We start from the raw sequence: 26,812 nt of genomic DNA on the forward strand, positions 1-26,812 counted from the left end.
CTCACGGTATCACAGCGACTCAGGTGATCCCTGGCAGCGCGTGGCTGATCTGTCTAAGAAGACTCTCATCGCTGATCGCTCGACAAACCCTCCGGCCTTGGGCAGTGTTGAGAGCGTGGAAGGAAGATCGAAGATTCTGGGCTCGGTAGTGGCCGCTCTGGTGATCGTGCTCGCAGTTCTCACGGTCATCATCGTCAGAAGCTCCGCTTCGCCGGAGCCGCCAGATCTCACCCCGGTCGAAGTCACCCCCGAGACCTCGGCTCCCTCGAACGCCGATGGAGCTGCCGATAAGCCCGATGGATCTGCCGATGAACCAACCGAGTCGACCAAGTCCTCCGATTCTTCCGACGACTCGACTGTGCCCGACGAACTCGAACATTCCTATGAGCCGGTGCCCAACCCGCCGCGCGAAGTGCCCGCCGATTCCGACGACGATGACGACGATGACGACGACGGCGACGATGACGACGACGACGATGACGACGACGACGACTGAACGTCGCATCCGGATGACCGTTCAGAATCGACTGACGATCACGGTCGCCATTCTCTCCGTACTCGCTCTCACCGTCGTCGGACTCGTCCTCTACACCGTCGAAGCGAACAACGTCGAGGGTCGGAACACGGCCTCCATGGCGCAGGAGGTCGCAGAGATGCGCTCCTTCGCCCAGAACGGTGTCGATCCCGAGACCGGGGAGCGCTTCACCTCTGTCGACCAGATCCTCAGCCAGTTCCTCGCCCAGAATCGCCCAGACGAAGATGAGACCCTGTTCGCCTTCCTCACCGACGGTCGTGTCCTGTACCAAGGGGAGCCGAATTCCGCGGTGAACGGTTCCGCAGAGTTCGAGAAGGCCGTGGCCGGAGTGTCCGCGGACGGCGGCGAGATCAACCTGACGATCGACGGCGACGAATACGACGGCTACGTACTGCCGATCACCTCCGGACCCGGAGAGGGCACGCCCGGTGGAAGCACAGCCGGCGGATCCAAGTCAGGTGCGGACAACGGCCCGGGGTCGTTCGTCGTCGTGCACAACGTCACCGCCAGCCACACCGATCTTTCGCAGGTCATGCAGATCTACATCGTCGTCGCACTGGCCGCTGCGCTGCTCATCTCGGGGATCTCTTCGGTGCTGGCCAGGCGACTTCTGGCTCCGGTCACCGAATTGCGAAAGACGGCACAGTCGATCTCCGGCGGCGATCTCAGCAGCCGGCTCGCCACACGAGGCAATGACGACATCGCCGAGCTCGGACGCACATTCAACGATATGCTCGACCGCCTCGAAGCCTCTTTCGAGACGCAGAAGCGCTTCCTCGACGACGTCGGTCATGAGCTCCGCACACCCCTGACCATCCTCAGCGGCCATCTTGAGACCATGGACTCCAGCGACGTTGATGATGTCGATGAGACTCGGACGATGCTCCTCGATGAAACGGACAGGATGGCCCGCCTCGTCGAGGAGCTGCTCATTCTGGCGCGTTCTCGTCGCCCCGACTTCGTTCGACCGGGCCAGGTCGACGTACCTTCACTGCTCAATGAGACCCTGGCTAAGGCCAAAGGACTGGGACAGCGTGATTGGAAGGTCGAGACTCCACCGGCCGTCGTCCTCACCGCTGATCGACAGCGGCTGACGCAGGCTCTGCTGCAGTTGGCCGCAAACGCCTTCGAACACACCGAGGTGGACCAGCCGATCACCTTCGGCGCCGGCGTCGAAAGTGACAGCGTCCATCTCTGGGTTCGCGACGAAGGCAGCGGTGTCCCGGATGAGATCGCAGCCGACATCTTCGAACGATTCAGCCGAGGATCGACCGAGGGACACGGTTTCGGCCTCGGACTGTCCATCATCATGGCCATCGCCGAGGCGCACGGTGGGACCGTCGTCCTCGATCACGTGTCCAGGGGCGCCCAATTCCGAATGATCCTGCCGAAAGGACCGCAGTGAACAGAATTCTCGTAGTCGAAGATGAGGAGCGGATCTCCGCCTTCATCGCCAAGGGACTCAAAGCCGCAGGCTTCAGCACGGAGATCGCCGCCGATGGGATCTCGGGTCGAGACCTGGCGCTGACAGGAGACTTCGACCTGCTCGTCCTCGACATCGGGTTGCCGGGCCTCGACGGATTCAGCGTTCTCGGCCAGCTGCGCACACAGCGCCCCGACCTTCCGGTCCTCGTGCTCACCGCACGTGACAACGCAGACGACACGATCTTCGCATTGGAGTCCGGCGCTGCCGACTACATGATCAAACCCTTCCGCTTCGGCGAGCTGCTGGCCCGCATCAGACTGCGGCTCAAGGAGACGATCATCGAAGCTCCGAAGACAGAACTCGTTCGCGGAGATGTGCACATCGACCTCCTCAGACGGCAGGTGTGGTTGGCTGGGAAGATCGTCGATCTTTCTGCCCGTGAGCTGTCATTGGCAGAGATCCTGCTGCAGAACCGCGGCAATGTGCTCTCGCGGGAACAGCTGCTCTCACATGTGTGGGGCTTCGACTTCGATCCCGGTTCCAATGTCGTCGACGTCTACGTCGGCTATCTGCGCAAGAAGCTGGGCAGCGACTTCGTCACCACCGTGCGCGGATTCGGCTACCGCGTGGACTGAAAGCGAGCCTAAGAGTCTTCTCATCTGCGTCTTAATTCCACCTTAATCAGGCAGACCAGGATGAAGAGTATGAATTCCACTCTGAGAATCGCATTGTTCTCCCACGACTCCCTGGGTCTGGGACACATCCGCCGGAACCGTGCCTTGGCCTTCGCCCTGGCCAAGGACCTTCCCACACTGACCGGACGCAGAGTGAGCGGTCTGCTCATCGCAGGCAACCCCGAGGCCACTCGCTTCGATCTCCCCGCCGGATGGGACTGGGTGATTCTGCCCGGTGTGACCCCATCGGCTGGAGGCTACGAGCCCCGGGCATTGGCCTCGTCGATGGAAGGGCTCAGCGCCCTGCGGGCCGCCGCGATCACCGCGATTCTTGACCAGCAGGACCCTGAACTCTTCATCGTCGATCGCCACCCCTTCGGCATCGACGGCGAACTGAACGAAGCGCTCGACCACGTCAGGGCCCGCGGGTGCCGCACGGTCCTCGGCCTGCGCGAGGTCCTCGACACCCCCTCGGTGATCGAACGAGAATGGGATCGTGTCGGCGGAGCCGGCGTCGTCGCCGCTGCCTTCGACGAGGTCTGGATCTACGGTGACCCGGACGTCTACGACCCAAGGGCGACCGGGGAAGTGCCTGAGGAGCTTGCGCGCATCGCGGAATGCACCGGTTACCTGGCCATGGAGCGCCCCGTGGAACACTCCGTGGAACGTGCCGCGACAACGCGTGGACGGTTCGTCCTCACTTGCTTGGGAGGAGGCTCCGACGGCGCCGACCTCGCGTTGATCGCGGTACGTGCGCGTCCACCGGCAGGCCACGCCCACCTGGTCGTGACGGGTCCCCAGATGGACTTCGCCGAGTTCGAAGCTCTCAAACGATCCGCGTCGGAGTCGACCATCGTCATCCGACACAGCGACGACGTTCCCGGCCTCATCGACAGGGCATCCGCACTCGTCTGCATGGGTGGATACAACACCATCAGCGAGGTGATCGCGACGACGACTCCGGCCCTCGTCGTCCCCCGGAACGGTCATCGTGCCGAGCAGCCTCGGCGGGCGTCTGCGCTTGCCGCGGTCGGCGCGATCGACACACTGTCCATCGATCGGATGAGCGCAACGGCACTCAGCGACTGGTTCAGCCGGCAGGTCGATCACTCCATCGACCGCTCGCACATCGACCTGGCCGGGCTGGCCGCGGTCGCGCACCTCGCTGCCGAACTCATCGGCCCACACGTCACCGCCATCGTCCCTGACCACAGTTCCTCGGCCCTCGGCGCCGTCGCTTCAATCGAGGAGGCCAGCTATGCAGGCTGAACACGCACTCACACACGCACCCACATCTGCGCACCTGAGCACCAAACGCGCCTACGTCCTGAAGATGTACCCGCGCTTCTCCGAGACCTTCATCGTCTCCGAGATCCTTGCCAGGGAGGCAGCGGGGGAGGATCTCATCATCTTCTCCCTGCGGCCGAGCACCGATACCCGCTTCCACCCGGAGCTGGCCAGGGTCAAGGCCCCTGTCATCCACGTCGAACGGCCCTCGAGCGCCCGCAGCTTCTGGCAGACCTGGCAGGAGAGCATGCAGGATCCGAGGATCGCCGCTGGTCTCATGGCCCACCTCGGCGACATCACAGAGCTGAGCCACGACGATGCCGTCCAGGCCGCTGCCGTGGCCCGTTTGGCACTCGAACACGAGGTCACCCACCTCCACGCCCACTTCGCGTCGGTGGCGACGACGGTGGCTCGGGCCGCCTCGGCGCTGACGGGGATCGCATATTCATTCACCACGCATGCGAAGGACATCTTCCATGAGAGCGTCGAACTTAACGATCTGAGCCGGAAGGTCGCCGACGCCGACCACGTCATCGCCATCAGCGACTACAACCACAGCTATCTGAGCCGCACCCTCGGCCATGAGCTCAGCGAGCGGATTGTCGTCGTGCGCAACGGTCTCGAACTCGATCGTTTCCCCTATCGTCCCGACATCGCGGAGCGACCAAGCGGTGCGGCGCAGGCGATTCCCTCGCTTCTGGCCGTCGGTCGCCTCGTTGAGAAGAAGGGATTCGCACATCTGCTCACCGCGCTCGCCCGACTGCGCGACGCCGGCCTGCCCTGTCACCTCGACCTCGTCGGCACGGGTCCGCTTGATGACGAGCTGCGAGAGCTCATCGTCACGAGCCACCTCACCGAGCTCGTCGACATGCACGGAGCGCTGACCCAGTCCGAAGTCCGCGAGATGTTCGCCAGTCACGACCTCCTCGTCGCCCCGTTCGTCATCGGCGCCGACGGCAATGCCGATGGCCTGCCGACCGTCCTGCTCGAAGGCATGGCCACCGGAATCCCGTGCATCGCCGGCACAGTCACGGCCGTGCCCGAGGTCATCATCAACGATGAGACCGGGTGGCTGGTCGAGGGGGATGCCCCCGATCAGATCGCATCCACCATCGCCGAGGTGGTCCATCGGCTGCAGGAGAATCCTGCTTCCGTACGAGAGATCACCGATGCTGCTCGCCGCCTCGTGTGCCGAGAGCACGACTCACGCTCCCAGGCCCGCGAACTTGCCGACCTGGTGACAGGCACAATCGCGACCGCACTGCACGCCGACCGAGAACTGGAGCATGTGTCATGAGAATCGCCTACATTCTGCTCGACCCGGGCATCGGAGTCTTCGGCACCAAAGGCGCAAGCGTCCACGTGCAGGAAGTCATCCGCACCTTCAGAAGCCTCGGGCATGACGTCAGCGTCTTCTGCACCCGCACCGATGACGACATCCCGACCGACCTCGCCGATCTCAACGTCACCCGCCTCAAAGTGCCCGGCGGTCTTGATCGAAGCCAACGGGAGATGGCGCTCATGCGCCTGTCCGACATGCTCGCTGATATGGTCGTCGACACCGCGTCTGCTCCGGATGCCGGAGCTGACCAGGCCTTCGACCTCGTCTACGAACGGTATTCGCTGTTCTCTACCGCCGGAGCGCAGATCAGCAGCCGCCTCGGCGTGCCTCTGGTCCTCGAGGTCAACGCGCCTCTGCTCGCCGAGCAGAAGCAGCATCGCGGTCTCGTCCACGATGCGCACGCCGCTCGGACCACGGCCCACAGCTTCGTCGAAGCCGAGCGCATCGTCTGTGTCAGTTCCGCGGTTGCCGCCTGGGTGGACCGTGACTACCCGGGACTGCGCGATGTCTCGGTGGTCCCCAACGGTGTGAACACGGAGCGGATCACACCGGCACGGTCTTCTGAAGGAGTGGGCAGCCTCGACGAGGAACCAGGTCACGGTGAGGAACCAGGTCACGATCGACCTGTGCCAAGTCACGATCGACCCGTGCGGATCGGATTTGTGGGAACCCTCAAACCCTGGCACGGCACCGACCGGCTCATCGAGGCCTGTGCCGATCTGCGTGGGAACTTCCATCTCGATATCCTCGGGCACGGACCGGAGGCGGAGGCTCTGCAGAAGCAGGCGAAGGCTCTTCGCCTCGGTGGCCGTGTGACCTTCGACGGTGCGCTTGCCCCGGCAGAGATCCCTGCCCGACTGCGCACCTTCGATATTGCTGTGGCCCCGTACCCGGCGGGGGAGAACTACTTCTCGCCGCTGAAGATCTACGAGTACCTGGCGGCGGGACTGCCCATCGTCGCCTCGGCGATCGGTTCGATTCCCGCTGTCCTCGACGGGACCGGTGCGGCGTCGCTTGTGCCTGCCGGCGACTCCGGTGCGCTGGCATGTGCCCTGCAGTACCTCATCGACGACGCCGAGGTGAGGCAGCGGATGGGTGCTGCCGCCCGTGCCGAAGCACTTGCCCATCATTCGTGGACCAGTCGGTGCCAGGAGATACTGGCGCCGTTCGTGTTGGAGTCGGTATGAGTCAGACCTCGAAAGCGAAGAAGTCCCGGACCAAGATCTCGCCCGGGGCGCTGAAGCGAACCCTGCGGATCCTCACCCCGCACCTGGGTCAGCATAAGTGGCTCATCCTCGGCGGGCTGGCCGCACTGTTCTGCGACGTCATCTTCCGCATCCTCGAACCATGGCCGCTCAAGATCGCCATCGATGCCGTGACCTCTGCCCTGGGCGCAGAGATCGGGCCGACCATCGGCGTCGGATCGAACGTCGGGATGACCTTGGCAGCGGCCGCGATCGGTCTGGCGGTCATCGTGGCAGGCAGAGCCGTGGCGAACTATACCTCGACCATCTGCTTCGCGCTCGTCGGCGCCCGAGTCGCGACCCAGCTGCGCTCGCGGGTCTTCGAGCATGTGCAGGCTCTGTCGCTGAGGTACCACTCGCGGGCCTCGATCGGAGACACCTCCCAGCGCCTCGTCGGCGATATCGGACGCCTCCAGGAAGTGGCAGTGACTGCTGGTCTTCCGTTGGTGGGCAACGTCATCACCCTGGCCGTCCTCCTCGTCGTCATGGTCATCCTCGACCCGGTGCTCAGTGCCATCGTGCTCGTCACCGCGGCGATCTACGGGGTGCTGTCGAAGATCGCGACTCCGAAGATCACGACAGCCTCCCGCTCAACTCGCAAGGGCGAAGGCAGGCTCGTCGGCTCCGCCGCCGAAGCGCTGGGCGCCATCCGCGTCGTCCAGGCCTATGGTCTCGAGGGCACCGTGGCACGCGAATTCTCCAACGGAAACGAACGCGCGCTCAAGGCCGGTGTGCGTGCCCGCCGTCTGGCCGCGGGGCTGGAACGATCAACCGACGTGCTCGTCGGCATCTCCCAGGCGCTGGTCCTCATCTTCGGCAGCTACCAGGTGCTGCGCGGGGCCATGTCCCCCGGGGATCTGGTGCTGTTCCTCATGTACCTCAAGATCGCGATGAAGCCGCTGCGCGATATGGCCAAATACACTGGCCGCATCGCCCGAGCCACCGCGTCTGGGGAACGGATCGCCGATCTCCTCGACGAACCGATCGAGATTGCCGATGTCCCCGGCGCTCTGACCATGGGGCCCGTCGTCGGTGATGTTGTATTCGACCGCATCACCTCGGCGGACGGCCATGGGAATCCGCTGTTCAACGATTTCAATCTGCTGATCCCCGCGGGGCAGAAGGTGGGGATCCTCGGCGCCTCCGGAGCCGGGAAGTCCACGTTGATGAGCTACCTGCTGCGGCTCTCCCAGCCGGAATCGGGGTCGATATTCATCGACGGCTACGACACGCACAACGTCACCAGATCCTCCCTGCGCTCGAACGTATCGGTGCTCCTGCAGGAATCGGTTCTGTTCGCCGCGACCGTGCGGGAGAACATCCGCTACGGCCGTCTGGACGCCACCGACGCCGAGGTGGAAGATGCGGCTCGCGCGGCCCAGGCCGAGGAATTCATCGTGGGATTGCCCGAGGGGTATGACACCGTGCTGGGCAACCGGGGCGACACGCTCTCCGGTGGGCAGAGGCAGCGTCTGGCCATCGCCAGGGCATTGGTTCGTGACGCACCTGTTGTGGTCTTCGACGAGGCGACTTCGGGTCTTGACCCGCAGACTCGCGGGCAGGTCGCGGGCTCGGTGTCGAATCTGACCGAAGGACGGACGAGCATCGTCATCACTCACGACCTGGCGATGATCCGCGACCTCGACCGGGTGCTGTGGCTCGAGGACGGGCAGATCGTCGAAGACGGATCGCTGAGCGATTTGGCCAGTGACCCGGACACCAGAATCGCTCGCTGGATGCGCACGCAGGCCGAGGATTCCCAGATGGGGAACACTCTCAAGGAGGTGACGGGATGACGAATCGCCAGGGCATGGATGAGGCAACCGCAGAATTCGCGGGCCTGCCGTATGTCACCGAGCTCAGATCAGCCGAAGCACTGTCACAGCGTGTGGGATCTGCCGTTGTCCCGACCCGGATTCGGGTCAAACGCGGCCGCAGCGCCATCGTCTCCTGGCAGCGCAAGGGTGAGGGCCGCCTCGGCGGGCTCCAGGACTGGGGGTGGAGTGCGGTTGTGACCAGCGCGGACAAACTCGCCAACATCCGCAGGCGGGCCGCCCGCGCAGGCGAGCCGGTGGTCGTTCACGAATGCAGCGAGCCGAGATCCGCCGGTGCCACGGGCAGCGTGCTGCTCAGCGGATCGGTGCTGGCCGATTCGAAGCTGAGTAAGGAGATCGCCCGTGGGACGCAGAGCCTGCCCGGCGCAGACGCCCTCGAGGTGATCCGGTACAACCCGGGCCGGCGCGTTCTTCTCAGACACACTGGGCAGACCTCGGGCGAACCCGAGTTCATCCGCATCGGCACCCGTTCCCAGCAGCACCTGGTCGGGACCGCCGCACAGTGGGCCAGGTGGGGTCTGCCGACTTTGCCCGTCGAGTCCATCGGCAGCAGGGGCACGGCTGTGCGCTCCCCATGGTGGGGAACCGGTGACCTCGAGACCCACCCGGATCTGGCCGTGGCAGAGGAGGTGGGAGTGATCATCGCAGAACTCCACCGCCACACCCCCACCGAGGTTGTCCCTGGCTTCTCGACATCGCCGATCGGTCAAGCAGATGAGGCCGCAACCGTGTTGTCGCAGCTGCTGCCCGAGGTCAGCGACGCAACGCAGGACTGCGTCGAGCAGCTTCGCCGACGGATCGGGACCGAGAGCGGAACGGGTGTCGGCGCTGAAGCCGGCCTGGATGATCGCGCGATTCACGGCGATCTCAGCCCCGACCAGGTGCTCGTCGGTCATTCGGAATGCCGCATCATCGACCTCGACAGAGCCGGCGTCGGGCACGTCGGGACGGACCTCGGCAGGTGGGTGGCCGCATGCCGACGACGAACCGATGCAGAGGCAGAAACCCTCGAAACCGGATTCCTCGACGGCTACCGGAGCGCTGGAGGGGGCGAGGTCGACGTGGAATCATGGGCCGCTTGGGCCATGCTCATCACGGCCCTCGAACCGTGGCGTGCGTGCCGATCGGACTGGCAGCAAGCCACACTGCAGTCCATCGGCGCTGCGCAGCGGGCGCTGACCGCGAGCGACAGCCGAGTGTCGTGATGGCATCACGCGTCATTCCCGACGTCGTCACGATCGACGGTGAGACATGGGCGGTGCGCCGAGCCTGGCCGGCCAGCCGCAATCGGATCGCCATCGAGGCGAAGAGGAACTCGGCAATCAGAGCCGGATTCCTCAGTGATGGACAATCGGGCATCGATGGGCACGTGGACACGGATGGACACGTGGACATGCTCGAGGAGGGCAGAGATCCGAAGCTTCCGGGACTCGAACGGCTCCTCGCCGCCGCTGGAAACCAGCTGATCTCGCACCGGCCCGGCAAGAGAGCCGTGATCCGACTGGCCGACGGACGCTTCGCCAAATGTGTGCGCCCCTCCCGGGCGGCAGGCATCGTCGCCGGCCAGGATCGGGCCGAGGACTTCCGGAACGGCTTCGCACTGCCGAATGTGCTGTCTGCGGATGGCTCAACAGTGGTACTCAGTGCACTGCCGGGCGTTGAACTCCACGATCCGCAGCGTCTTGGTGCTCATTGGTCGCGTGCCTGGACCGACGCCCTCGACGCGTGGGCGCTCGCCGCCGGAGAGACTGTGACCCCGATGCCGGTTCATTCGGCAGACTCGGAGGTGCAGGTGCTCGAGGAGTGGCGCGACCGCGCCCACGAGTTCCTCGGACCACAGCGTGCCGAGATTGACTCCCTGATCGCGGACGTGCGCGCTGACCTCCTCGACGTCGGTGCCGCCTCGGCGGGGGAAAAGAACGCAGGGGAAGAGAACGCGGGCGAAAGGAACTGGGGGCCGATCCATCGGGACCTCCACGACAAGCAGATCATGTGGGACCCGGTCGCAGGGCCAGGACTGCTCGACGTCGACACCGCCTGCCTGGGCGAACGCGAACTCGACCTCGGCAATCTGCGCGCCCACGCACGGTGGCGCACGCAGCAGGGAATCTGGACGCCAGACTACGCCGAGGTGGTGATCCGGGAGATCTCCCGCGTCACCTCGGCGAGCGGACTCGATCCACGGCGGGTGCGCACCTATGAGCGCTCAGCACTTGTGCGGCTGGCCTGCGTCTATGCGTTTCGGCCGCGGTGGAGTGGACTGACAGGGGCTCTGCTTGACGCCGCGCACGAGTAGCTCATCAGCAAGAGGCTGCCGGGGTTATCAGTCCTTCGTGCTGCGGCGGGCGTCTCCCCAGATGTCGACGCCGGAATCGATCGCGAACTCATCGATTGCGGTCAGTTCCTCGGCGCTCAGAGGATCCGCGTCGAGGGCGGCGACATTGTGCTCGAGCTGCGAGACGCGGCTGGACCCGATGACCAGCGAGGACACACGATCGTCGCGCAGTGCCCAGCTCAAAGCCATCTGTGCCAGTGACTGACCGCGCGCCGCACCGATCTCGTTCAGTCCGCGGATGCGCTCGAGGTTGTCCTCGGAGAGGAACCCGTCCTTGAACGACGGAGTGGCTTTGCCTGCGCGCGAGTCTTCGGGGACGCCGCCGAGGTATTTGTCGGTGAGCAGCCCCTGCGCGAGAGGAGAGAACGCGATGACGCCCAACCCCTCGGACCCTGTGGTCTCGAGCAGATCATCGGATTCGATCCAGCGGTTGACCATCGAATAGGAGGGCTGGTGGATGAGCAGCGGTGTGCCCAGGTCCTTCGCCAGCGCCGAGGCCCTGGCGGTGTCGGCCGCCGAGTACGAGGAGATGCCTGCGTAGAGGGCACGACCCGAGCGCACCGCGGTGTCGAGCGCGCCGATGGTCTCCTCCAATGGTGTCGAGGCATCGGGGCGGTGGGAGTAGAAGATGTCGATATAGTCCAGGCCCAATCGCTTCAGCGAGGCATCGAGGCTGGCGAGCAGGTACTTCCGGCTGCCGCCCGGACCACCGTAGGGCCCGGGATGCATCCCCCAGCCGGCCTTGGTCGAGATGATGAGCTCGTCACGATACGGATGGAGGTCCTCGCGCAGCAGTCGACCGAAGTTCGTCTCGGCCGAGCCGGGCGGCGGTCCGTAGTTGTTGGCGAGGTCGAAATGAGTGATTCCCAGATCGAAGGCCCGACGCACGATGTCGCGCTGATTCTGGAAGGCGACGTCATCGCCGAAGTTGTGCCACAGCCCCAATGACAGAGCGGGAAGAACCAGACCGGATCGGCCGACCCGGCGATAGGTCATCGATTCGTAGCGGTCATCGGCTGCTTGATACACGGTGCCTCCTGGGTCTGAACTCTCACGGATGTTCCCTCAGCCTAATCGGTGAGCCCACGGGCCGCTCGCGCGACCGACTGCCGCTCATGCGAACATGCTCATCGCCTTCTCACCGAGGAGGATGATGCCGAGCCCGATCATGACGATGCCGGAGACGATCCCGACGATCTTCGCGGCCCGAGGACGTCTGCTCAGCAGCGCTCCCGCGCCGAATCCGACTGCGAAGTAGACGATCGCGCAGTTGGCAACGTGGATGACGCCGAGGGTGATCATCTGCAACCCGGTGCTCCACGTTCCCTCGGTCGAGGTGAACTGCGGGAGAAGAGCCAGGAAGAGGAGGAACACCTTGGGATTGAGCAGACTGATGCCGACGCCCTTTGCGAACAGCGGCCATCCTCCGACCGGGACCCGCTCGCCCTCGAGGTCGGGAGCGGCCGGATGCAGGAGAGCAGAGACCCCGAGCCCTATCAGATAGCAGGCACCGGCACCGGTGAGGATGAGCATCGTCGTCTCCGAGGCCGTGATGACCGCCGCGACCCCGGCCGAGACGATGAGCGTGGCGCTCAGATGTCCTGCGAGCATTCCGAAAATGGCTGGTGCGGTGCCGCCGTGCTTCAGTCCCGAAGAGATGGCGAAGGCCCAATCGACGCCGGGAGTGAGCACGAACAGCATCGACACGCCCCAGAATGCCATCGTTGACGAATCGTCCATATGAGCTCTCCTCCTGTGAAATACATGTCCGAAGAGCCGAGGCTGAACCGCGGTCCCGATCCGCCCGATCAATGGGCACGGAGAGAGACTATGCAAAATTCGACGCAATGTGCTGCGAAAGCTATTGCCATAAGCGCTGATCATGTGAAGAATATTGAGCATGGACGCAATTGACATGGAGATATTGTCGTCACTCCAAAAGGATGGCCGTGCCACGATGACCGAAGTGGCCTCCCACGTGGGGCTCAGCCTCTCCGCCTGTCACCGTCGATTCCGCGACCTCGAGACGGAAGGCGTCATCCGCGGATTCCGGGCCGACCTGGACCTTGACCTGCTCGGACTCCCTTTCGAAGCCCTCGTCTTCGTGACCATGAAGTCCGGAGACCAGCGTTCCGTTGCCGACTTCGAAGCGGGAGTCACTGAGATTTCGAACATCGTCCAGGCCCAGCGCCTGTTCGGCGAACCGGACTATCAACTCTACGTCGCTGCGCAGTCCAAACAGCACTTCCAAGAGCTCTATGACCGAGAGCTGAGCAGCCTGCCGGGAGTCCGACGTCTGACCTCGACGCTGATCATGAAGACAGTCGTCACCCACCACGCTCCGATCTGAACCCGAACCATCGAAGGAGAACAATGAGCGAATCGACCGACCGCGCGCAGACCGACGACGTCAGTCAGGCGATGAAGGACAAGATCGCGGCCAGCTTCGCGGCGCAGGGACTGATGAACAGCCTCGGCGCCCGACTGGGTGATGTCGACAAGGGCGAGGTGCACATCCACCTGCCGATGAGCCCCGAGGTGACTCAGCAGCACGGGTTCTTCCACGGCGGCGCGACGAGCACTATCGCGGACAGCGCTGGCGGGTACGCGGCGCTGACGATGTTCGACTCCGAGTCGGCGGTGCTCACGGTCGAGTTCAAGATCAATCTCATCGCTCCTGCCGTCGGCGAGGAGCTTGAGGCCATCGGCACGGTCCTCAAGCCGGGACGCACGCTGACGATCTCTCGACTTGAGGTCTTCGCGCACGATGGGGGCAAGCGGAAGCTCGTCGCTGCGGGACAGCAGACCCTCATCAAGGCACAGGCCTGATCGCCATGGCCCCAGCGTCGACGCCGACCGAGCCCGGACTCCCCACCGAGGTGGTCTGGCAGTCGCGACCGTTCCCGAACTCGAACTTCCTGCTGCTTCGCGGCCAGCGTCCGAGTCTGGTCGACACCGGCTTCGTCGCCCACTCAGAACAGACGGCAGCTTTGGCCGGTGAGCAGAGCTCGCGGATCGACGTGGTGGTCAACACCCATTGGCATTCCGACCACGTCGGCGCGAACGCCCTGTTCCAATCCGCAGGAGCAGAGATCGCCGGATCGACAGTCGAGGCCCGAGCGATCCACCGCCACGACGCAGGGTGCTGCGCCGCCGAGTATCTGGACCAGCCCGTCCCTGAATATGCCGTCGACCGGGTACTCGCCGACGGCGACCGCGAGCTTTTGGGCGATTCAGAATGGGAGATCCTCACGATCCCAGGCCACACGCCAGGGCACATCGCGCTCTGGAACGCCGAGCATCGCCTCGCGGCAGTAGGTGACTCGGTCACCGCCTACGACGTCGGCTGGGTGAGCATCATGAACCAGGGAACCCGTGCCCTCGATCCGGCCATTGCCTCTCTGAGGCGGCTGCACGACCTCGGCGCCAAGGTGCTCCTTCCCGGCCATGGTCCGCTGGTGACCGCCCCGGAACCGGCGATCAACAAGGCCATCTCCCGACTGGAGAGGCAACGCGAGAACATCGACCTCGCCGTGGACTACGGGGCAAAGCGCATCCTCGCCTTCGCGCTGATGATCCACAACGGGATTGTTCGGACCGAACTCGAGAGCTATCTCGGCCAGCGCGCCTGGGTCACCGACTCGGCCGCGACCGTCGGTCGGGACGTCGACGACTTCATCCGCAATCTTCTCGACTCGATGCTTGCCTCGGGCGCGATCACACTGCGTGAGGGAACTGTCTACGCCGTTGCTGAGTCAACCCCAGTCGACCTCAGAGTCTTCGATCTGCCGTACCCGCGGAACTGGGAGTGAGGGGACTCCACCGCTTCCCACGGGCCTGCCTCATCCTCCTCGGCTGGTTCATCGGCATCCTGCTCTCCTTCGCCACGGCTCGATCGGACTCAACTGTGTCAACCACGGCGGACACAAAATAGACCAGTGGTCTTGATTTTCTGGTGTGTCCTATGCCTCAATAGTCACGTGACCAAATTCCACTCGATCCGGGATCAGCTCCTCGACCGCCTTGAGTCAATGGCGGCCGGCGAGCAGTTCCCGCCTGAACGCCAGCTCGCCGAGACGCTGGGCATCTCACGGATGACCCTGCGCCGAGCCATCGACGAACTGGTCGCCAAGGGCGTGGTGCGACGCCGCCACGGTGCCGGTGTCTTCGCCCTCGGCCCCAAGCTCGATCAGCCCCTCGCCGCGAACTCCTTCACCGAAGACATGCTCGCTCGCGGCATGCGCCCCGGATCTCGTGTACTCTCCTTCGACGTGACGAAGGCCGGAGCCCACATCGGGCGCAGGCTGCACATCATCGAAAGCGCCGAGGTCATCACGATCCTGCGTCTGCGTCTGGCTGACGAAGAGCCGCTCGCGCTCGAAGAGCTCCATATCCCCTCTGCCCTCGTTCCCGGACTGTGCGCTGAAGACCTTGAGAACAGTTCGTTCTACGAACTGCTGCGCTCGCGCTTCGACATCGCTCTCAACCACAGCGTGCAGACCATCGAACCGACCCTCCTCGATGCCGATGAGGCGAAGGATCTCGGCGTCCCCGAACAGTCCCCGGCGCTGCTCTTCGAGCGCACCTCGCGCGGGGCCGAGGGCATTCCCTTCGAGTTCGTCCGCTCGGTCTACCGCGGCGACCGCTACAAGATCCGCACCGAACTCACCCTGCCCGAGCAGCCCCATGAGCCCGGCCAGTCTCTCGAGTCCGCTCCGCGTCTCGAACCCGACCAGACGGAAGGTGTCAGCCGATGATCATCGCCGGCCTCATGACAGGAACCTCCGCCGACGCCCTCGACGTCGTCCTTGCCGAATTCGTCCACGACGACACAGCCCTGGGCGAGGAGAACACAGCCCTGGGCGTGCGCATCCTGGCGAACCGCGAGATCGAGTTCGACGATCAGCTTCGCCGCGACATCCTGCACCTGCTCGAACCCGCCGATGTGCCGTTGTCCCTTCTCAGCAGCGTCGATGCTCGCCTGGGACGGTTCAGTGCCGGGGCGCTGCAGCAGGTATGCGCCGAAGTCGGAGTCGACTGCGATCTCATCGTCTCCCACGGGCAGACCGTGCGCCATGACATCACCGACGGCGTCGTCACCTCGACTCTGCAGATCGGCCAGCCCGCCTGGATCGCCGAGGCGACCGGGGCACCCGTGCTCTCCGACGTCCGTGCCCGCGACGTCGCTGCCTGCGGTCAGGGCGCTCCACTGGTCGGGATCCTCGACAGCCTCCTCCTCGGAGACGTCGAGGCACCGACTGCGGTGCTCAACCTCGGCGGGATCGCCAACATCACAGTCCTCGCGCCCGAGAGCGATCCGCTCGCCTTCGACACAGGACCTGCCAACGCCCTTATCGACGTCCTCGCGCGCAGGATCACCAATGGGGAAGAGGACTTCGACCGTGACGGGGAGCTGGCCGCACAGGGCCGGGTCGACGACAAGCTGCTCGGGCAGCTGCTCGCCGATCCGTACTACAGGCTCCCGGCACCGAAGTCGACGGGCAAAGAACTCTTCCACGCGGACTACCTCGACCGTTTCCTCTCAGCCCGGTCCAGCCTCGGCGAGTTCGACGCCATTGCGACAGTCACGGCACTGACCGCGCGCACAGTCTCCGATGCCTGCCACGCACACGGGATCACCACGGTCATCGCCTCCGGCGGGGGCACCAGGAACCCGACGCTGCTGGGGCGATTGGCCTCGGAGCTCGGACCCGGCGTGACCCTGACCAGCACCGATAAGGCCTTCGGCCTGCCGGAGGGAGCCAAAGAGGCCCTCCTGATGGCGCTGCTGGGGTGGCTGAGTTGGAACGGACTGGCAGGAACCGAGCCGAACCTCACCGGCGCCGCGCATCCGAGCATCGCCGGGCGACTGAGTCCGGGACGCGGCCCGCTCACACTTCCCGATCCGCTGGCAGCCAAACCCACACGCCTGAGGATGCTGGACCGATGAGACCACTGAACAGATGAGTAACCTGCGACGACGCAGGCCATCCGAAGCAACGCACACCCCTTGTATGAAGGAGACACACCATGCAGATCATCGACCTTCTGGTGATCATCGCCTACCTCGCCGCCACAGCGTGGTTGGGTCTGAAGCTCAGCGGAAAGCAGAAGGACCTCCAGGGCTACTTCCTGGGTGGCCGGAACATACCGTGGTGGGCGGTGTGTCTGTCCGTGGTCGCCACGGAGACCAGCGCACTGACGGTGATCGGCATCCCGGTCATGAGCTACCTCGGCGACATCAACTACCTGCAGCTGGGGCTGGGCTACATCCTCGGCCGAGTCATCGTCGCCTTCTTCATGCTCCCGAGATACTACGACGGTGAGATGCTCACCGCGTACGCCTACCTGGGCAAACGCTTCGGCACCTCGACCCAGACGACCGCGGGTGTGACCTTCCTGTTCACCCGTCTCCTGGCCGACGGCATCAGGGTCCTCGCCGCAGCCATTCCCGTCAAGGTGATCCTCGACGGTCTGGGCATCCACACGAACTACTTCGTCATCATCGTCGTCCTCTCGCTTGTGACGATCGCCTACACCTTCATCGGCGGCATCAAGGCCGTGGTCTGGGTCGACGTGGCCCAGATGTGCCTCTACGTCGTCGGCGGTCTCCTCACCATCATCGTCATCACCGCGACCTTCGGCGGCGGATGGGTGGCCGATGCCGCCGAAGCGGGCAAGCTCAATATGTTCATTTTCGAGGGCAATCCGATCTCCGCAGATGCCTCGTTCATTCCCTCGCTGCTCGGCGGTGCGGTCTTCGCCATGGCCTCGCACGGCTCGGACCAGCTCATCGTCCAGCGCCTCCTGTCCTGCAGGTCCAAGGTCGAGGCGCAGAAGGCCCTCATCGTCTCAGGCGTCGTCGTCTTCGTGCAGTTCGCGATCTTCCTCGCCGTCGGACTGGCACTGTGGGCCTACTACGACCACGCTCTGCCTGCTGACCTGGGGCTCAGCCGCGATGACGAGATCTTCCCGCTCTTCATCATCGAAGGTCTGCCACCCGGCGTCTCGGGGCTGCTGCTGGCCGGCATCCTCGCAGCGGCCATGTCGACCCTGTCCTCGTCGCTGTCGGCACTGTCCTCCTCGACGGTCAACGATGTCTACGCACGACTGAAGAAGACGCCGATGACCGACGCCGAGGGCTTCAAGGTCGGGCGCTGGGCGACCATCGGCTGGGGAATCGCCTTCATCCTCCCGGCAACGATCTTCCAATCTGATGAGGGCAACATCGTCATCCTCGCGTTGGGCGTCGCGGGCATTACCTACGGCGGGCTCCTCGGAGCGTTCGTGTTCGGCATCGTCAACAAGCGCGCCACAGCGGTCGATGCGAACATCACGTTCGCGCTGGCGGTCGCTGTCAACGCCTTCTTCTTCGTCATGGAGAAGTACGTCACCGGCGAGGTCTGGGTCGCCTGGCAGTGGTACCCGCTGCTCGGCGTCATCGTCATGGTCTCACTCGGCGGGCTCCTGTCCCTGCGCCACCCGAAGCCGGCAAACCGGAACACCGTCGCCGAGGTGGAAGGCAGCAACCGCTGATGACGCAGTCCCAGCGACCGTCGTCCCTGCGCCCGCTGTCGCCGACGGAGCAGCGCAATCCCCGCAGCGAGGGACTCGACGAGCTCGACACCCTCGGCGTCCTGAAGGTGATGAACGGCGAGGACCAAGCCGTCCTCACCGCGGTCGCGAACGCCCTGCCGCAGCTGGCGGAACTCGTCGACATCGCGGCCGAGCGGATGCGCCGAGGCGGTACTGTCCACTACTTCGGAGCCGGCACCTCCGGTCGCCTGGGAGTCCTCGATGCCAGCGAACTCCTGCCGACGTTCAACCTCGAACCAGGTCGCGTGGTCGGACACATCGCCGGCGGCCAGGCGGCACTGGTCAACGCGGTGGAGAACGCCGAGGACTCCGTCGATGACGGACGCAGAGTCGGGGCAGAGCTGGGCCCGGACGACGTGGCGATCGGAATCGCGGCGAGCGGTTCGACGCCCTATGTCCGCGGTGCGCTGGAGGCTGCTGGTGAGGCGGGCGCGCACACCGTGCTCATCTCGAACAACCCCGAGGCCCCCGTCGCCGAGGCGGCTGCTGACCATATCGTGCTCGACACCGGGCCCGAGGTGGTGACGGGTTCAACCCGCCTCAAAGCCGGCACAGCACAGAAGCTGACCCTCAATGGCTTCTCGACGGCATTGATGATCGCCCTCGGTCGCACCTGGCGCAACCTCATGGTCTCCGTCGTCGCCACCAACGACAAACTCCGCGAGCGGACCGTGCGTATCCTCTGCGAAGCCGCGGACCTCTCAGATGCGCAGGCACGAGACCTCTTGGAGCTCTGCGGCGGCGAACTCAAGACAGCACTGGTCGTCTCCTTCACCTCGGTGACCCCTGCGGCTGCGGCCAGGCACCTCGCGGACAATGACGGGTCAGTCAAAGCTGCGATCGCCGCAGGCACCGAGGACGGAACTGCGGCGGAGCGCGAGACCACATGAGCGCCTTCGTCCTCGGGATCGACATCGGCGGCACCGGAAGTCGGGTCGCACTGGCGAAGGTCGATGCCACCCGGGACCTGAGCGTCGTCGCCACCATGACCGGCCCTGGGGTAGAGATCAGTGCCGCTGGCAGCAATGTTCTCGGCATTGCCTCTGGCCTTATCGCCTCGGCGCAGGAGACATGGGGTGAACGTCTCGACCAGATTGCCGGCATAGGAATCGGTGCTACGGGAATTGCCTCGTTGACCGAAGACCCAGCGACCGTGATCGCAGAGATCTCGGGCAGGGCAGGGGCACCCGCTGCCGCGGCGATCGACGCGGTGACTGCCCACCTCGGAGCACTCTCTGGAAGGGGAGGCGCGATCACGGTCTTGGGCACCGGGGCGATCTCGATTGCACATCGGGGGCCGGACGAACACGGAATCATGTCCCCGAATTGGACTCGAACCGATGGTTGGGGGCACTTGTTCGGAGATCGAGGAGGAGGAGCCTGGCTGGGGAGACGGTCTCTTGAACTCGCGCTGCGCACCCATGACGGGGTTGACCCGAGTGGGCGCTCACTGCTCGAGTCCGCGACCCGACTCTTCGGCTCACCGGCCACCTGGCCGTCTCAGTTCTACACTCGCGACAATCGAGCAGGGTTGCTTGCGGACTTCGCTGTCGAGGTCGCCGCACTCTCAGACTCCGGCGACGCCGTTGCCACTGGCCTGCTCCGTGAGGCTGGTGTCGAAGCCGCTCGCAGTGCTCTCGCCGCAGCGAACAGCCTCGACAGCCCACTGCGCATCGCTCTCACCGGGGGACTGGTCCGGGCTGGTGAAGCACTCGTCTCCGGGTTCAGGGATGAGGCCGCTCGTCTCAATACCGGCGTCATCATCGAGGAGCCCGCCGGTGATCCGTTGGCCGGAGCTGTGAGGCTTGGCGTACTCGCTGCAGAAGGGAAGCTTCGCGCTCAGAACTCCGTGCTGTGGATGTGAAATTCTGCAGCCGTGTGAGGCACTAAGCCTCTGCCGGTTCTCTGACCATCCGAAGTTCACGCACTCCGTCGTTTTCATTTGTTTCTACGTCACCGTCGAAGTCGAAGCCGTTTCTTCGGTAGAAAGCTTGGGCACGCGGATTCGGGTCGGCCACCCACAGAGAAGTTCGCTCCTCGGGACCGACGACAGCGTCTAGAAGCTGTTGTCCGACGCCCGAGCCGTGGACAGCAGCATATGCGTAGAGGACGAACAGCTGTCGCTCTCCGGGGCGATCCTCAGCTGCGGACGGGCCTGACAAGGCGATTCCCACGATGGCGCCGTCCTGGTCGGCGATCGCTGAGATATGGTCCGTATGATTCTCAGGCGTGATGAGCGAACTCCACATCCTTCTGCGCTTGCCCATCATGTCAGGGGAATCGAGCAGCTCATCGGGCATGAGTCCGCGATAGGCCTCGCGCCAGGTCTCAACATGGACCTGTGCCACCGCCTCGACGTCGTCGATGACGGGAGGTCGAATCACAAAAGACATACGACGAGGCTACAGCAGGTGTGCGGGAGCCCCTGCTGCGCACCGAATGTTCATCTGGCCGGCATCCCTGGACCAACCGCTGGTCAGGATCCTCAACCAGGATCGACTCTGTGAGATTGAATCGCGAATCGTCCTCGGCCGAACTCGAACTTCCCACCGGGCCGCGCACGCGGGCCTATCGGTTCTTCGAAGCGCTGCCGGCGATCGTCAGCCTCTCCGCCATCGGACTGGTGTTCGTCCTGCCGTTCATCAACGCGATGGCTGGGGCGGTCTATGTGCTCATCGTCGTCGGTCTGACGCTGATACGAGCGATGCGCGGTGCGGTCGACGTCTCACGCCGCTTCGTGCGTTACCGGCGCAGCTCTCGGGTTGATTGGGGTGCCAGACTGCTCGACATCGAACGGGCGATGGATGGTCTCCCGCCGCGACCGTATCCCTGGACGGGATTTCAGGCCAAGGAGCATGCCGCGTCCATTGCCCGTGTGCGTGAGTACCCGGGCGCGGTGGCGCGTCCTTCGACACTGCTCCATGCTGTCGTTGTCGCGGCCTACAACGAACTCTATGAGGTGGTCGCCGCCGGAATCCGATCGCTCCTGCACACCTCGACCTCACCATCGAAGATCGTCGTGTTCTTCGCCTATGAGGAACGCGGCGGCCCACAGATGGCTGCGACAGCACGACGTCTGGCGGCCGAATACGGTGACGGATTCGCAGCGTTCGTCCTCGTCGAACATCCAGCCGGGATCCCGGGAGAGATCGCAGGGAAGGGAGCGAACATCACCTATGCGGGGCACAGACTGGCTCATTGGGTGCAGGCGAACGGCATCGATCCGGAGTCGGTCCTCGTCACCAGTCTCGATTGCGACAACACACCCCATGAGGCGTATTTCGACTCCGTCGCATACGAATACGCACTCGCTCCCGATCGCGCCCACCTCTCGTTCCAACCCATCAGCCTGTACATCACGAACATCTGGGAGGCGCCCGCGCCGTCTCGTGTGGTCGCGAGCGCGTCTGACCATCTGGCTGCAGTGGCTGCTCTATCCGCTGACCCTGCTCATCTTCAACTCATCGACGGCGCTGCACTCACAATGGCGTCTGCTCACCGGTCGCTACCGTGAGCGCTTCGATGTCACTGAAAAGGTCTCCGCCACTTCCCGCGGAACGGTGTGAGAGACGACTCTCGGCCGCGATCGGTTCTCTACTTCGCAGTCACAGGTGCTGAGTCTCGCCGCATCATGTCTTTCGACTCGCCCGTGGACTAGCATCGATTCTGTGCCCGCAATGCTGAGGAACACAATGCTGAGGAGCGTGTCATGACGGAAGCCGCGCACGACCAGTTCGATGTCGAATACGACTGCATCATCTCCGGGGGTGGGCCCGCCGGAATCGTCGCCGGGCTGCTCCTGGCACGCGGAGGCGTCAGAGTTGTGGTGCTGGAGAAGCACACTGGCTTCTTCAGAGATTTCCGCGGCGACACCATCCACCCTTCAACACTGCGGCTCCTCGACGAGCTCGGACTCTACAACGAGTTCGCGCGGATCACGCACCGCAGGGTGACCAATATCAGTCTTGTCGGCGACGACGGTCTCGACTACATCCTCGGCGACCTGTCCAGACTGAACACAGCGCATCCGTTCATGACGATCGCACCTCAGTGGGACTTCCTCAACCTGCTGGCAAAGGCGGGGGAGGATGAACCCGGATTCGATCTGCGGATGGGAGTCGAGATGACCTCATTGATCTGGGACGATGACAGGGTCGTCGGCGTCCGCGCACAGACTCCCGAAGGTGAGACCGAGTTGCGCGCGCCACTCGTCGTCGCCGCCGACGGACGCTGGTCGAAGGCCCGGGACGAGGCGCAGCTGTCGATGAGGGAGCTGCGGTCCACGATCGACGTGTGGTGGTTCCGGATCGACACCCGGGCGCAGCTGGCCGAATCTATTGCTCCCCGAGCCAAGGGCGGCAATGTGTTCGTCGCGATTCCGCGCGACGGGCATGTCCAGATGGCTCGTCTCATCCCGAAAGGCGAGGACGTGCGTTTCCGTGAGCGGGGGATCGAGTCTCTTCGCCGTGCGGTCGCAGAGACATTCCCCGCCCTGGCAGATGATGTCGAAGCACTCCAGCTTGATGACGTGAAGCTCCTCGATGTGCGCCGCAACGAAGCCAAACGCTGGTTCATCGACGGACTGCTGTGCATCGGCGACTCCGTCCATGCCATGAGTCCGTTGGGCGGAGTCGGCGTCAACCTGGCGGTCCAGGATGGTGTGGCCACGGCTCGTCTTCTGGCCGAGGCCCTGCGCTCAGGGACAGTGTCCACCCGCGATCTCAAGCGGGTCCAGCGCCGACGGTTGCTGACGACGAAGGCCGTCGAGCTGCTGCAGGGCGGCATTCATCGGATGATCGAGCCGGTCGTCCACAACGGCGGAGTCATCCGCCCGCCGGCGCCGATCCTGTGGCTGCTGAAGACGTTCCCCGCGCTGACTGTGATTCCGGCGCACATCCTCGGCCTGGGTGTCACCCCCGAGCACGCTCCGGACTTCGCCCGCCGTACAGTCGATGGCATGGACCGGAGGGCGGAGGGACGGAGGGCGGAGGGCCAGAGCCGGACCGCGCAGGAAGCCTAGTCCCGGTATCGACGCTGCCGTGCCAGCAGCTTGGTCAGTTGGTGACACTCTGCTTCGGTCATCGAATCCAGACCGAAGCGGGCATCGGCGACGATCTGACTGGCTCGATCGGTCAGTGCCCGACCCCGCGGCGTGATCTCGGCGAAGACCTCACCGTCGTCACCGGGCTCCATGACTCTTTCGATCAGCCCATTGTCTTCGAGCCACCTGACCGAGGAGAAGGACGAGCTGGCTTCAACTTGCAGCTGGTCCGTGAGCTCGACCAGAGGGAGTGCGCCCTGCTGGTCGAAGAACAGGAGGAGCAGCACCTCGTATCGGGCATAGGTCAGACCCAAGGGACGAAGCTTCTCATCGAGGTCTGAGATGAGGCGGCGGTGAGCACGCATCAGCTCCGTCGCCGTCTGCATACGGTCGCGTTCAGGCCACCGCAGCTCCCATGAGCTTGCAGCCCTGGCAACAGGGTCGTTCAACGCAGGCAGTGCGCTGCCGATTCTGAATTCCTCGGACTGGCTGAAGCCGTGGCCGGTATCGAGTTCCATGGTCGACCACTCTCCGGTGTCCACGTCAGGACCTGCCCCCGTGCGCACGGTCGAGTGACCATCGGTTCTCTCTCCTGCATCGAAACGACGCTCACTGTCGATCACAGCCGGCTCACGGTGTGGTTCGACGTCGTCTTCGCGGTCGTAGTCGTATTCGTAGCCGTAGGCATCCTCGGAATCGGAGTCACCCTCGACATCGGCTTGGAGGTCCGCGTCTATCTCCAGGTTCGTATCCGGCTGTTCAGCGTTATCATCGTTGTTCTTGTCGTTGAAGGATTTGATGGCTGAACGCAGCCCGGAGCGCTGAATCACCGTCTGGATGGTGAGGTCTCTCTCGTCCGGTCGTCCGACAAAACGGATATCGCGCAGGCCCTGGTCCTGGGCAGCAGACTCGAAGACGAAATGCCCGTATCTGAAGATCCGACCCATCAGCGGTTTGTGCACCGAGATGTCGAGAATACGTGACATCGGCATCGTCGCCTTGTGCTGAGTGAAGATCCCGTGGATTCTGAACACTCGCATGTTCGTGATGACGAACCGGTCCATGTGCACGAACAGTGAGCGGTAGACGCCGAACAGGGCAATGGCGGCGCCGATGCCCAGCGGGATCGGGGCGAAATCAACTGGGACCGTGAAGGCGATGGCTGCGACGGCCACGCCAAGCACAATGATGAGCGAGGGTGCGACGAAGGCGAGGAAATGGCGACGTACTTCGTCGACAATGAGCTCACCCTCTTCAGCGATGAGGTGATTTTCGACCTTCGGATCGGTCAGTGCCCTGAACACGTCAGGCTGCTTCCCGCGCGGTTACGCGGACAGAGAAGTGAAGAAAGTGACCAAGGAGCCGACACCGGTCCCCACTGCCTCGAAAGCGTTCCGCACCGCCTCGGCTGAATCTTCTGGCCGACTGAACAGATAGAACGCCACAAATATGACGACGAGCGTGAGGACGGCCTTTTTTACCCACTTCACAATGGACTCCTCTTTGCCGCGTCGCTGGGAAGGCGGATGCGGACAATTGGTTGCACAACCCGTTAATCGTAACCGCCCTTGCTGGGTGCCTCGGAGTAGGCGCGCCCAAAACCTGTGATCGTCATCTCATATAACGAGAATTGCAATCAGATGGGCGCCGAGGTGGCCGTTCCGCTGCCAGCGCCCCCACCGGATGCCATTCCGGTTTCCCTCAGTCCGGTTCGACGGTCAGCACCCCTGTGCAGACAGCGAAATCTGCGTACTGTTGAGGGTATGAGAAAACTATTTGATTCCATTCGCAAAGTTGGCTTCCGTCGCGGACCCGACCGGATTCTCGGCGGTATTGCCGCCGGTCTCGCCGAGGCGACAGGGATGAACGTGTGGCTGATGCGCCTGCTGGTCCTCATCTCGTTCCTGCTTCCGGTCCTGGGGATCGGCGCCTATCTCGTCGCCTGGGTCCTCACCCCCTGGCAGGACGGAAGTATTCCAGTTGAGCAGGCGTTCGGTGGCCGCCTTGAACGGTAAGTGAACATTAGGTGTCGGCGGCTTCGCGTCTGATTCGCCGACTCGATGGTAGAATCCCGCGCCGACCCATGCGAAAGCCCCGCAATCCCTGATGTCTACTGGGATTGCGGGGCTTTTCTGTGGGTGGGCCCCGTGGGGATCGAACCCACGACCCACGGATTAAAAGTCCGTTGCTCTACCAACTGAGCTAGAGGCCCCGCCCCAACACAGCCGCGTGGACAAGCGTCACACCGGAGTTGTTGGAGACTCAATAATATTAGAGGTAAGGAGCCCGAATACTCAAACTGGTTCGCGGTGGCAATCAGCAGGCTTCACCGCTGATCACTTTCCGAGTTCAGGGCGCTCGTCACCGGTGTAGGTGCGGGGGAGGGCATCCGGTGCGGTGGGATCCTCTTCGGCCGCCTCGTCGATGACATCGGACTCAATGGCCTTGTTCTTCTTGATGGCGCCGCGCAGCGCCGCGATGTTCTTCAGGCCCGCCAGCAGCTTGCGATCCTTCTTCGGCGCGACATACTCAGGGTCGGTCTCCAGCGGGAAGATCGTGGGCGCGGCACCGAAGGCCTCGGTCGACTCACCGGCGACCTTGCGGGCCATCTGAGCGTTGACCACGCCGCCGATGATCGCGCCGATGCCGAAGGGCAGCAGACGACCGACCAGCGAGCCACCGGCACGTGCGGCGAACTTGCGGATGAAGGTCTTGCGCAGCTTCCGCACCAGCAGGTCGACGACCGGGGCTGGGAGCTGCTTCGTCACGGCAGAGCCCCAGTTGCCGAACATCGACTCCGAGCCGCCGGACTGCTTGCTGAACTTCTGGACGAGGTTCTTTCCGTCCTTGCCGAGCATGAGGCCCAGCACCAGCGCATTCGCGCGTTTGGAGTCCTGAACCGGAAGGCCGTGGATCTCCGAGATCGCCTGTGCGAACAGTGCCGTGCCTTCGAGGAATCCGGCGGTCTCAGCGGTGGCCACACCGAGTGCGGCAGTTGTGCCGAGTCCGGGGACTGCAGCGGTGGCACCGACTGCCGCGCCACCCGAAGTGGTCAGCGCGAGGTAGTGCCGGCGAATGATCTTGATGAGCTCTTCCGGAGTCGCATCCGGATTCCGGCGACGCAGGCTGCGCACATAGGCAAGGGCGACTGGGCGCTGGACCGACAGAAGTTTCGACAGCATCGACTGGGCGCGGGGGTTGAGGGTCCCGTCCTCGTTGACAGCGAATTTCGCTGCCTTGTCCAGGCCCTTCTTCGCCACTGATGATTTTGCCACGGGAGTTCCTTCTCGTTGTCTGCACTCGTGACCTGCTGGTCGCAGGCCCGAATTTGTCACCAGTTTAGTAGTTGCCACTGTGAACCTGACGAATGAACCCTGACCGGAAGACGAATGCCTGATCTGACCCGGGAGGGGCGAAAGCCTGATCTCACCGGCGAGAGGCGAAAGCCTGCTCTGGGTGGAGCGCCGGTCAGAGTAGGGGACTAGAATGCTCTGACG

Annotated in this window: 25 protein-coding genes and 1 tRNA gene; 20 read left to right on the top strand and 6 right to left on the bottom strand. The window is 64.0% G+C overall.

What is annotated here, in order from left to right; all coding sequences use genetic code 11:
• The first annotated feature begins 40 nt into the window (after positions 1 to 40).
• From HX613_RS06525 to HX613_RS06565, 9 genes are all read left to right on the top strand, one after another.
• On the top strand, positions 41 to 496 hold the full coding sequence (locus HX613_RS06525) for a hypothetical protein (RefSeq protein ID WP_235344594.1): 456 nt from the start codon (positions 41 to 43) through the stop codon (positions 494 to 496).
• A complete protein-coding gene (locus HX613_RS06530) occupies positions 444 to 1,940 on the top strand; it encodes a sensor histidine kinase (protein ID WP_235344595.1) in 1,497 nt (498 codons plus the stop codon). Before HX613_RS06525 ends, HX613_RS06530 begins: the two co-directional genes overlap by 53 nt.
• Positions 1,937 to 2,596 carry a response regulator transcription factor gene (locus tag HX613_RS06535; protein WP_235344596.1) on the top strand — a complete coding sequence of 220 codons (660 nt, stop codon included), beginning with the start codon at positions 1,937 to 1,939 and terminating at the stop codon, positions 2,594 to 2,596. The genes HX613_RS06530 and HX613_RS06535 overlap by 4 nt, the downstream gene beginning before the upstream one ends.
• A gap of 69 nt (positions 2,597 to 2,665) precedes the next feature.
• Entirely contained in the window at positions 2,666 to 3,904 is a 1,239-nt protein-coding gene (locus HX613_RS06540; RefSeq protein ID WP_235344597.1) for a glycosyltransferase family protein, read from the top strand.
• Entirely contained in the window at positions 3,894 to 5,219 is a 1,326-nt protein-coding gene (locus HX613_RS06545; protein ID WP_235344598.1) for a glycosyltransferase family 4 protein, read from the top strand. The genes HX613_RS06540 and HX613_RS06545 overlap by 11 nt, the downstream gene beginning before the upstream one ends.
• Complete coding sequence (locus HX613_RS06550; RefSeq protein ID WP_235344599.1) at positions 5,216 to 6,451, top strand: glycosyltransferase family 4 protein; 1,236 nt, start codon at positions 5,216 to 5,218, stop codon at positions 6,449 to 6,451. Before HX613_RS06545 ends, HX613_RS06550 begins: the two co-directional genes overlap by 4 nt.
• Positions 6,448 to 8,304: an ABC transporter ATP-binding protein gene (locus tag HX613_RS06555; RefSeq protein ID WP_235344600.1), complete on the top strand. Its 1,857-nt coding sequence runs from the start codon at positions 6,448 to 6,450 to the stop codon at positions 8,302 to 8,304. Before HX613_RS06550 ends, HX613_RS06555 begins: the two co-directional genes overlap by 4 nt.
• Positions 8,301 to 9,548, top strand: a complete 1,248-nt coding sequence (locus HX613_RS06560) for a phosphotransferase (RefSeq protein ID WP_235344601.1) — start codon at positions 8,301 to 8,303, stop codon at positions 9,546 to 9,548. The genes HX613_RS06555 and HX613_RS06560 overlap by 4 nt, the downstream gene beginning before the upstream one ends.
• Positions 9,548 to 10,639 carry a phosphotransferase gene (locus tag HX613_RS06565; RefSeq protein WP_235344602.1) on the top strand — a complete coding sequence of 364 codons (1,092 nt, stop codon included), beginning with the start codon at positions 9,548 to 9,550 and terminating at the stop codon, positions 10,637 to 10,639. Before HX613_RS06560 ends, HX613_RS06565 begins: the two co-directional genes overlap by 1 nt.
• A gap of 27 nt (positions 10,640 to 10,666) precedes the next feature.
• Here the strand turns inward: HX613_RS06565 and mgrA are convergent, their stop codons facing one another.
• Positions 10,667 to 11,707 carry an L-glyceraldehyde 3-phosphate reductase gene (gene mgrA, locus HX613_RS06570; protein WP_328284912.1) on the bottom strand — a complete coding sequence of 347 codons (1,041 nt, stop codon included), beginning with the start codon at positions 11,705 to 11,707 and terminating at the stop codon, positions 10,667 to 10,669.
• A gap of 84 nt (positions 11,708 to 11,791) precedes the next feature.
• Positions 11,792 to 12,418 (bottom strand): LysE family translocator, encoded by a 627-nt coding sequence (locus tag HX613_RS06575; protein WP_235344603.1) that lies wholly within the window; start codon positions 12,416 to 12,418, stop codon positions 11,792 to 11,794.
• A gap of 160 nt (positions 12,419 to 12,578) precedes the next feature.
• On the opposite strand from HX613_RS06575, the gene HX613_RS06580 reads away from it, so the two are divergent.
• From HX613_RS06580 to HX613_RS06615, 8 genes are all read left to right on the top strand, one after another.
• Entirely contained in the window at positions 12,579 to 13,028 is a 450-nt protein-coding gene (locus tag HX613_RS06580) for an Lrp/AsnC family transcriptional regulator (protein ID WP_235344604.1), read from the top strand.
• A gap of 23 nt (positions 13,029 to 13,051) precedes the next feature.
• A complete protein-coding gene (locus HX613_RS06585; protein ID WP_235344605.1) occupies positions 13,052 to 13,507 on the top strand; it encodes a PaaI family thioesterase in 456 nt (151 codons plus the stop codon).
• Between the two features lie 5 nt (positions 13,508 to 13,512).
• Positions 13,513 to 14,490: an MBL fold metallo-hydrolase gene (locus tag HX613_RS06590; RefSeq protein WP_235344606.1), complete on the top strand. Its 978-nt coding sequence runs from the start codon at positions 13,513 to 13,515 to the stop codon at positions 14,488 to 14,490.
• A gap of 168 nt (positions 14,491 to 14,658) precedes the next feature.
• Positions 14,659 to 15,435 carry a GntR family transcriptional regulator gene (locus tag HX613_RS06595; protein WP_235344607.1) on the top strand — a complete coding sequence of 259 codons (777 nt, stop codon included), beginning with the start codon at positions 14,659 to 14,661 and terminating at the stop codon, positions 15,433 to 15,435.
• Entirely contained in the window at positions 15,432 to 16,628 is a 1,197-nt protein-coding gene (locus tag HX613_RS06600) for an anhydro-N-acetylmuramic acid kinase (RefSeq protein WP_235344608.1), read from the top strand. The genes HX613_RS06595 and HX613_RS06600 overlap by 4 nt, the downstream gene beginning before the upstream one ends.
• An 80-nt stretch (positions 16,629 to 16,708) precedes the next feature.
• A complete protein-coding gene (locus HX613_RS06605) occupies positions 16,709 to 18,214 on the top strand; it encodes a sodium:solute symporter (protein WP_235344609.1) in 1,506 nt (501 codons plus the stop codon).
• The gene (murQ, locus tag HX613_RS06610; protein ID WP_235344610.1) at positions 18,214 to 19,164 is read left to right on the top strand and encodes an N-acetylmuramic acid 6-phosphate etherase; all 951 of its coding nucleotides are present in this window, start codon (positions 18,214 to 18,216) and stop codon (positions 19,162 to 19,164) included. The genes HX613_RS06605 and murQ overlap by 1 nt, the downstream gene beginning before the upstream one ends.
• The gene (locus HX613_RS06615; RefSeq protein ID WP_235344611.1) at positions 19,161 to 20,138 is read left to right on the top strand and encodes an N-acetylglucosamine kinase; all 978 of its coding nucleotides are present in this window, start codon (positions 19,161 to 19,163) and stop codon (positions 20,136 to 20,138) included. Before murQ ends, HX613_RS06615 begins: the two co-directional genes overlap by 4 nt.
• 22 nt (positions 20,139 to 20,160) lie before the next feature.
• Here the strand turns inward: HX613_RS06615 and HX613_RS06620 are convergent, their stop codons facing one another.
• Positions 20,161 to 20,667, bottom strand: coding sequence for a GNAT family N-acetyltransferase (locus tag HX613_RS06620; RefSeq protein ID WP_235344612.1), 507 nt, complete (start codon positions 20,665 to 20,667; stop codon positions 20,161 to 20,163).
• A gap of 110 nt (positions 20,668 to 20,777) precedes the next feature.
• Here HX613_RS06620 and HX613_RS06625 point away from each other — a divergent pair, with 110 nt between their 5' ends.
• The gene (locus tag HX613_RS06625) at positions 20,778 to 21,788 is read left to right on the top strand and encodes a hypothetical protein (RefSeq protein ID WP_235344613.1); all 1,011 of its coding nucleotides are present in this window, start codon (positions 20,778 to 20,780) and stop codon (positions 21,786 to 21,788) included.
• 195 nt (positions 21,789 to 21,983) lie between these two features.
• Entirely contained in the window at positions 21,984 to 23,294 is a 1,311-nt protein-coding gene (locus HX613_RS06630; protein ID WP_235344614.1) for an FAD-dependent oxidoreductase, read from the top strand.
• Here HX613_RS06630 and HX613_RS06635 read toward each other — a convergent pair.
• Positions 23,291 to 24,619 (bottom strand): PH domain-containing protein, encoded by a 1,329-nt coding sequence (locus HX613_RS06635; protein WP_235344615.1) that lies wholly within the window; start codon positions 24,617 to 24,619, stop codon positions 23,291 to 23,293. The genes HX613_RS06630 and HX613_RS06635 overlap by 4 nt on opposite strands.
• Positions 24,620 to 25,078: 459 nt before the next feature.
• Between HX613_RS06635 and HX613_RS06640 the strand changes: the two genes are divergently transcribed.
• Positions 25,079 to 25,330, top strand: coding sequence for a PspC domain-containing protein (locus HX613_RS06640; RefSeq protein WP_143920677.1), 252 nt, complete (start codon positions 25,079 to 25,081; stop codon positions 25,328 to 25,330).
• Positions 25,331 to 25,454: 124 nt separating this feature from the next.
• Here HX613_RS06640 and HX613_RS06645 read toward each other — a convergent pair.
• Positions 25,455 to 25,527, bottom strand: a tRNA-Lys gene (locus HX613_RS06645).
• A 124-nt stretch (positions 25,528 to 25,651) separates the two neighbouring features.
• On the bottom strand, positions 25,652 to 26,590 hold the full coding sequence (locus HX613_RS06650; RefSeq protein WP_235344616.1) for a hypothetical protein: 939 nt from the start codon (positions 26,588 to 26,590) through the stop codon (positions 25,652 to 25,654).
• Positions 26,591 to 26,812 lie beyond the last annotated feature (222 nt).

This window comes from Brevibacterium sp. UCMA 11754, assembly GCF_021532275.1.
GTDB lineage: Bacteria > Actinomycetota > Actinomycetes > Actinomycetales > Brevibacteriaceae > Brevibacterium.

Coding starts and splice junctions, on each gene's coding strand:
- HX613_RS06630 (WP_235344614.1), top strand. CDS start 21,984: ATGACGGAAGCCGCGCACGACCAGTTCGATGTCGAATACGACTGCATC.
- HX613_RS06580 (WP_235344604.1), top strand. CDS start 12,579: ATGGACGCAATTGACATGGAGATATTGTCGTCACTCCAAAAGGATGGC.
- HX613_RS06545 (WP_235344598.1), top strand. CDS start 3,894: ATGCAGGCTGAACACGCACTCACACACGCACCCACATCTGCGCACCTG.
- HX613_RS06600 (WP_235344608.1), top strand. CDS start 15,432: ATGATCATCGCCGGCCTCATGACAGGAACCTCCGCCGACGCCCTCGAC.
- HX613_RS06605 (WP_235344609.1), top strand. CDS start 16,709: ATGCAGATCATCGACCTTCTGGTGATCATCGCCTACCTCGCCGCCACA.
- HX613_RS06530 (WP_235344595.1), top strand. CDS start 444: ATGACGACGACGGCGACGATGACGACGACGACGATGACGACGACGACG.
- HX613_RS06560 (WP_235344601.1), top strand. CDS start 8,301: ATGACGAATCGCCAGGGCATGGATGAGGCAACCGCAGAATTCGCGGGC.
- HX613_RS06620 (WP_235344612.1), bottom strand. CDS start 20,667: ATGTCTTTTGTGATTCGACCTCCCGTCATCGACGACGTCGAGGCGGTG.
- HX613_RS06575 (WP_235344603.1), bottom strand. CDS start 12,418: ATGGACGATTCGTCAACGATGGCATTCTGGGGCGTGTCGATGCTGTTC.
- murQ (WP_235344610.1), top strand. CDS start 18,214: ATGACGCAGTCCCAGCGACCGTCGTCCCTGCGCCCGCTGTCGCCGACG.
- HX613_RS06590 (WP_235344606.1), top strand. CDS start 13,513: ATGGCCCCAGCGTCGACGCCGACCGAGCCCGGACTCCCCACCGAGGTG.
- HX613_RS06585 (WP_235344605.1), top strand. CDS start 13,052: ATGAGCGAATCGACCGACCGCGCGCAGACCGACGACGTCAGTCAGGCG.
- HX613_RS06565 (WP_235344602.1), top strand. CDS start 9,548: ATGGCATCACGCGTCATTCCCGACGTCGTCACGATCGACGGTGAGACA.
- HX613_RS06540 (WP_235344597.1), top strand. CDS start 2,666: ATGAATTCCACTCTGAGAATCGCATTGTTCTCCCACGACTCCCTGGGT.
- HX613_RS06615 (WP_235344611.1), top strand. CDS start 19,161: ATGAGCGCCTTCGTCCTCGGGATCGACATCGGCGGCACCGGAAGTCGG.
- HX613_RS06640 (WP_143920677.1), top strand. CDS start 25,079: ATGAGAAAACTATTTGATTCCATTCGCAAAGTTGGCTTCCGTCGCGGA.
- HX613_RS06555 (WP_235344600.1), top strand. CDS start 6,448: ATGAGTCAGACCTCGAAAGCGAAGAAGTCCCGGACCAAGATCTCGCCC.
- HX613_RS06550 (WP_235344599.1), top strand. CDS start 5,216: ATGAGAATCGCCTACATTCTGCTCGACCCGGGCATCGGAGTCTTCGGC.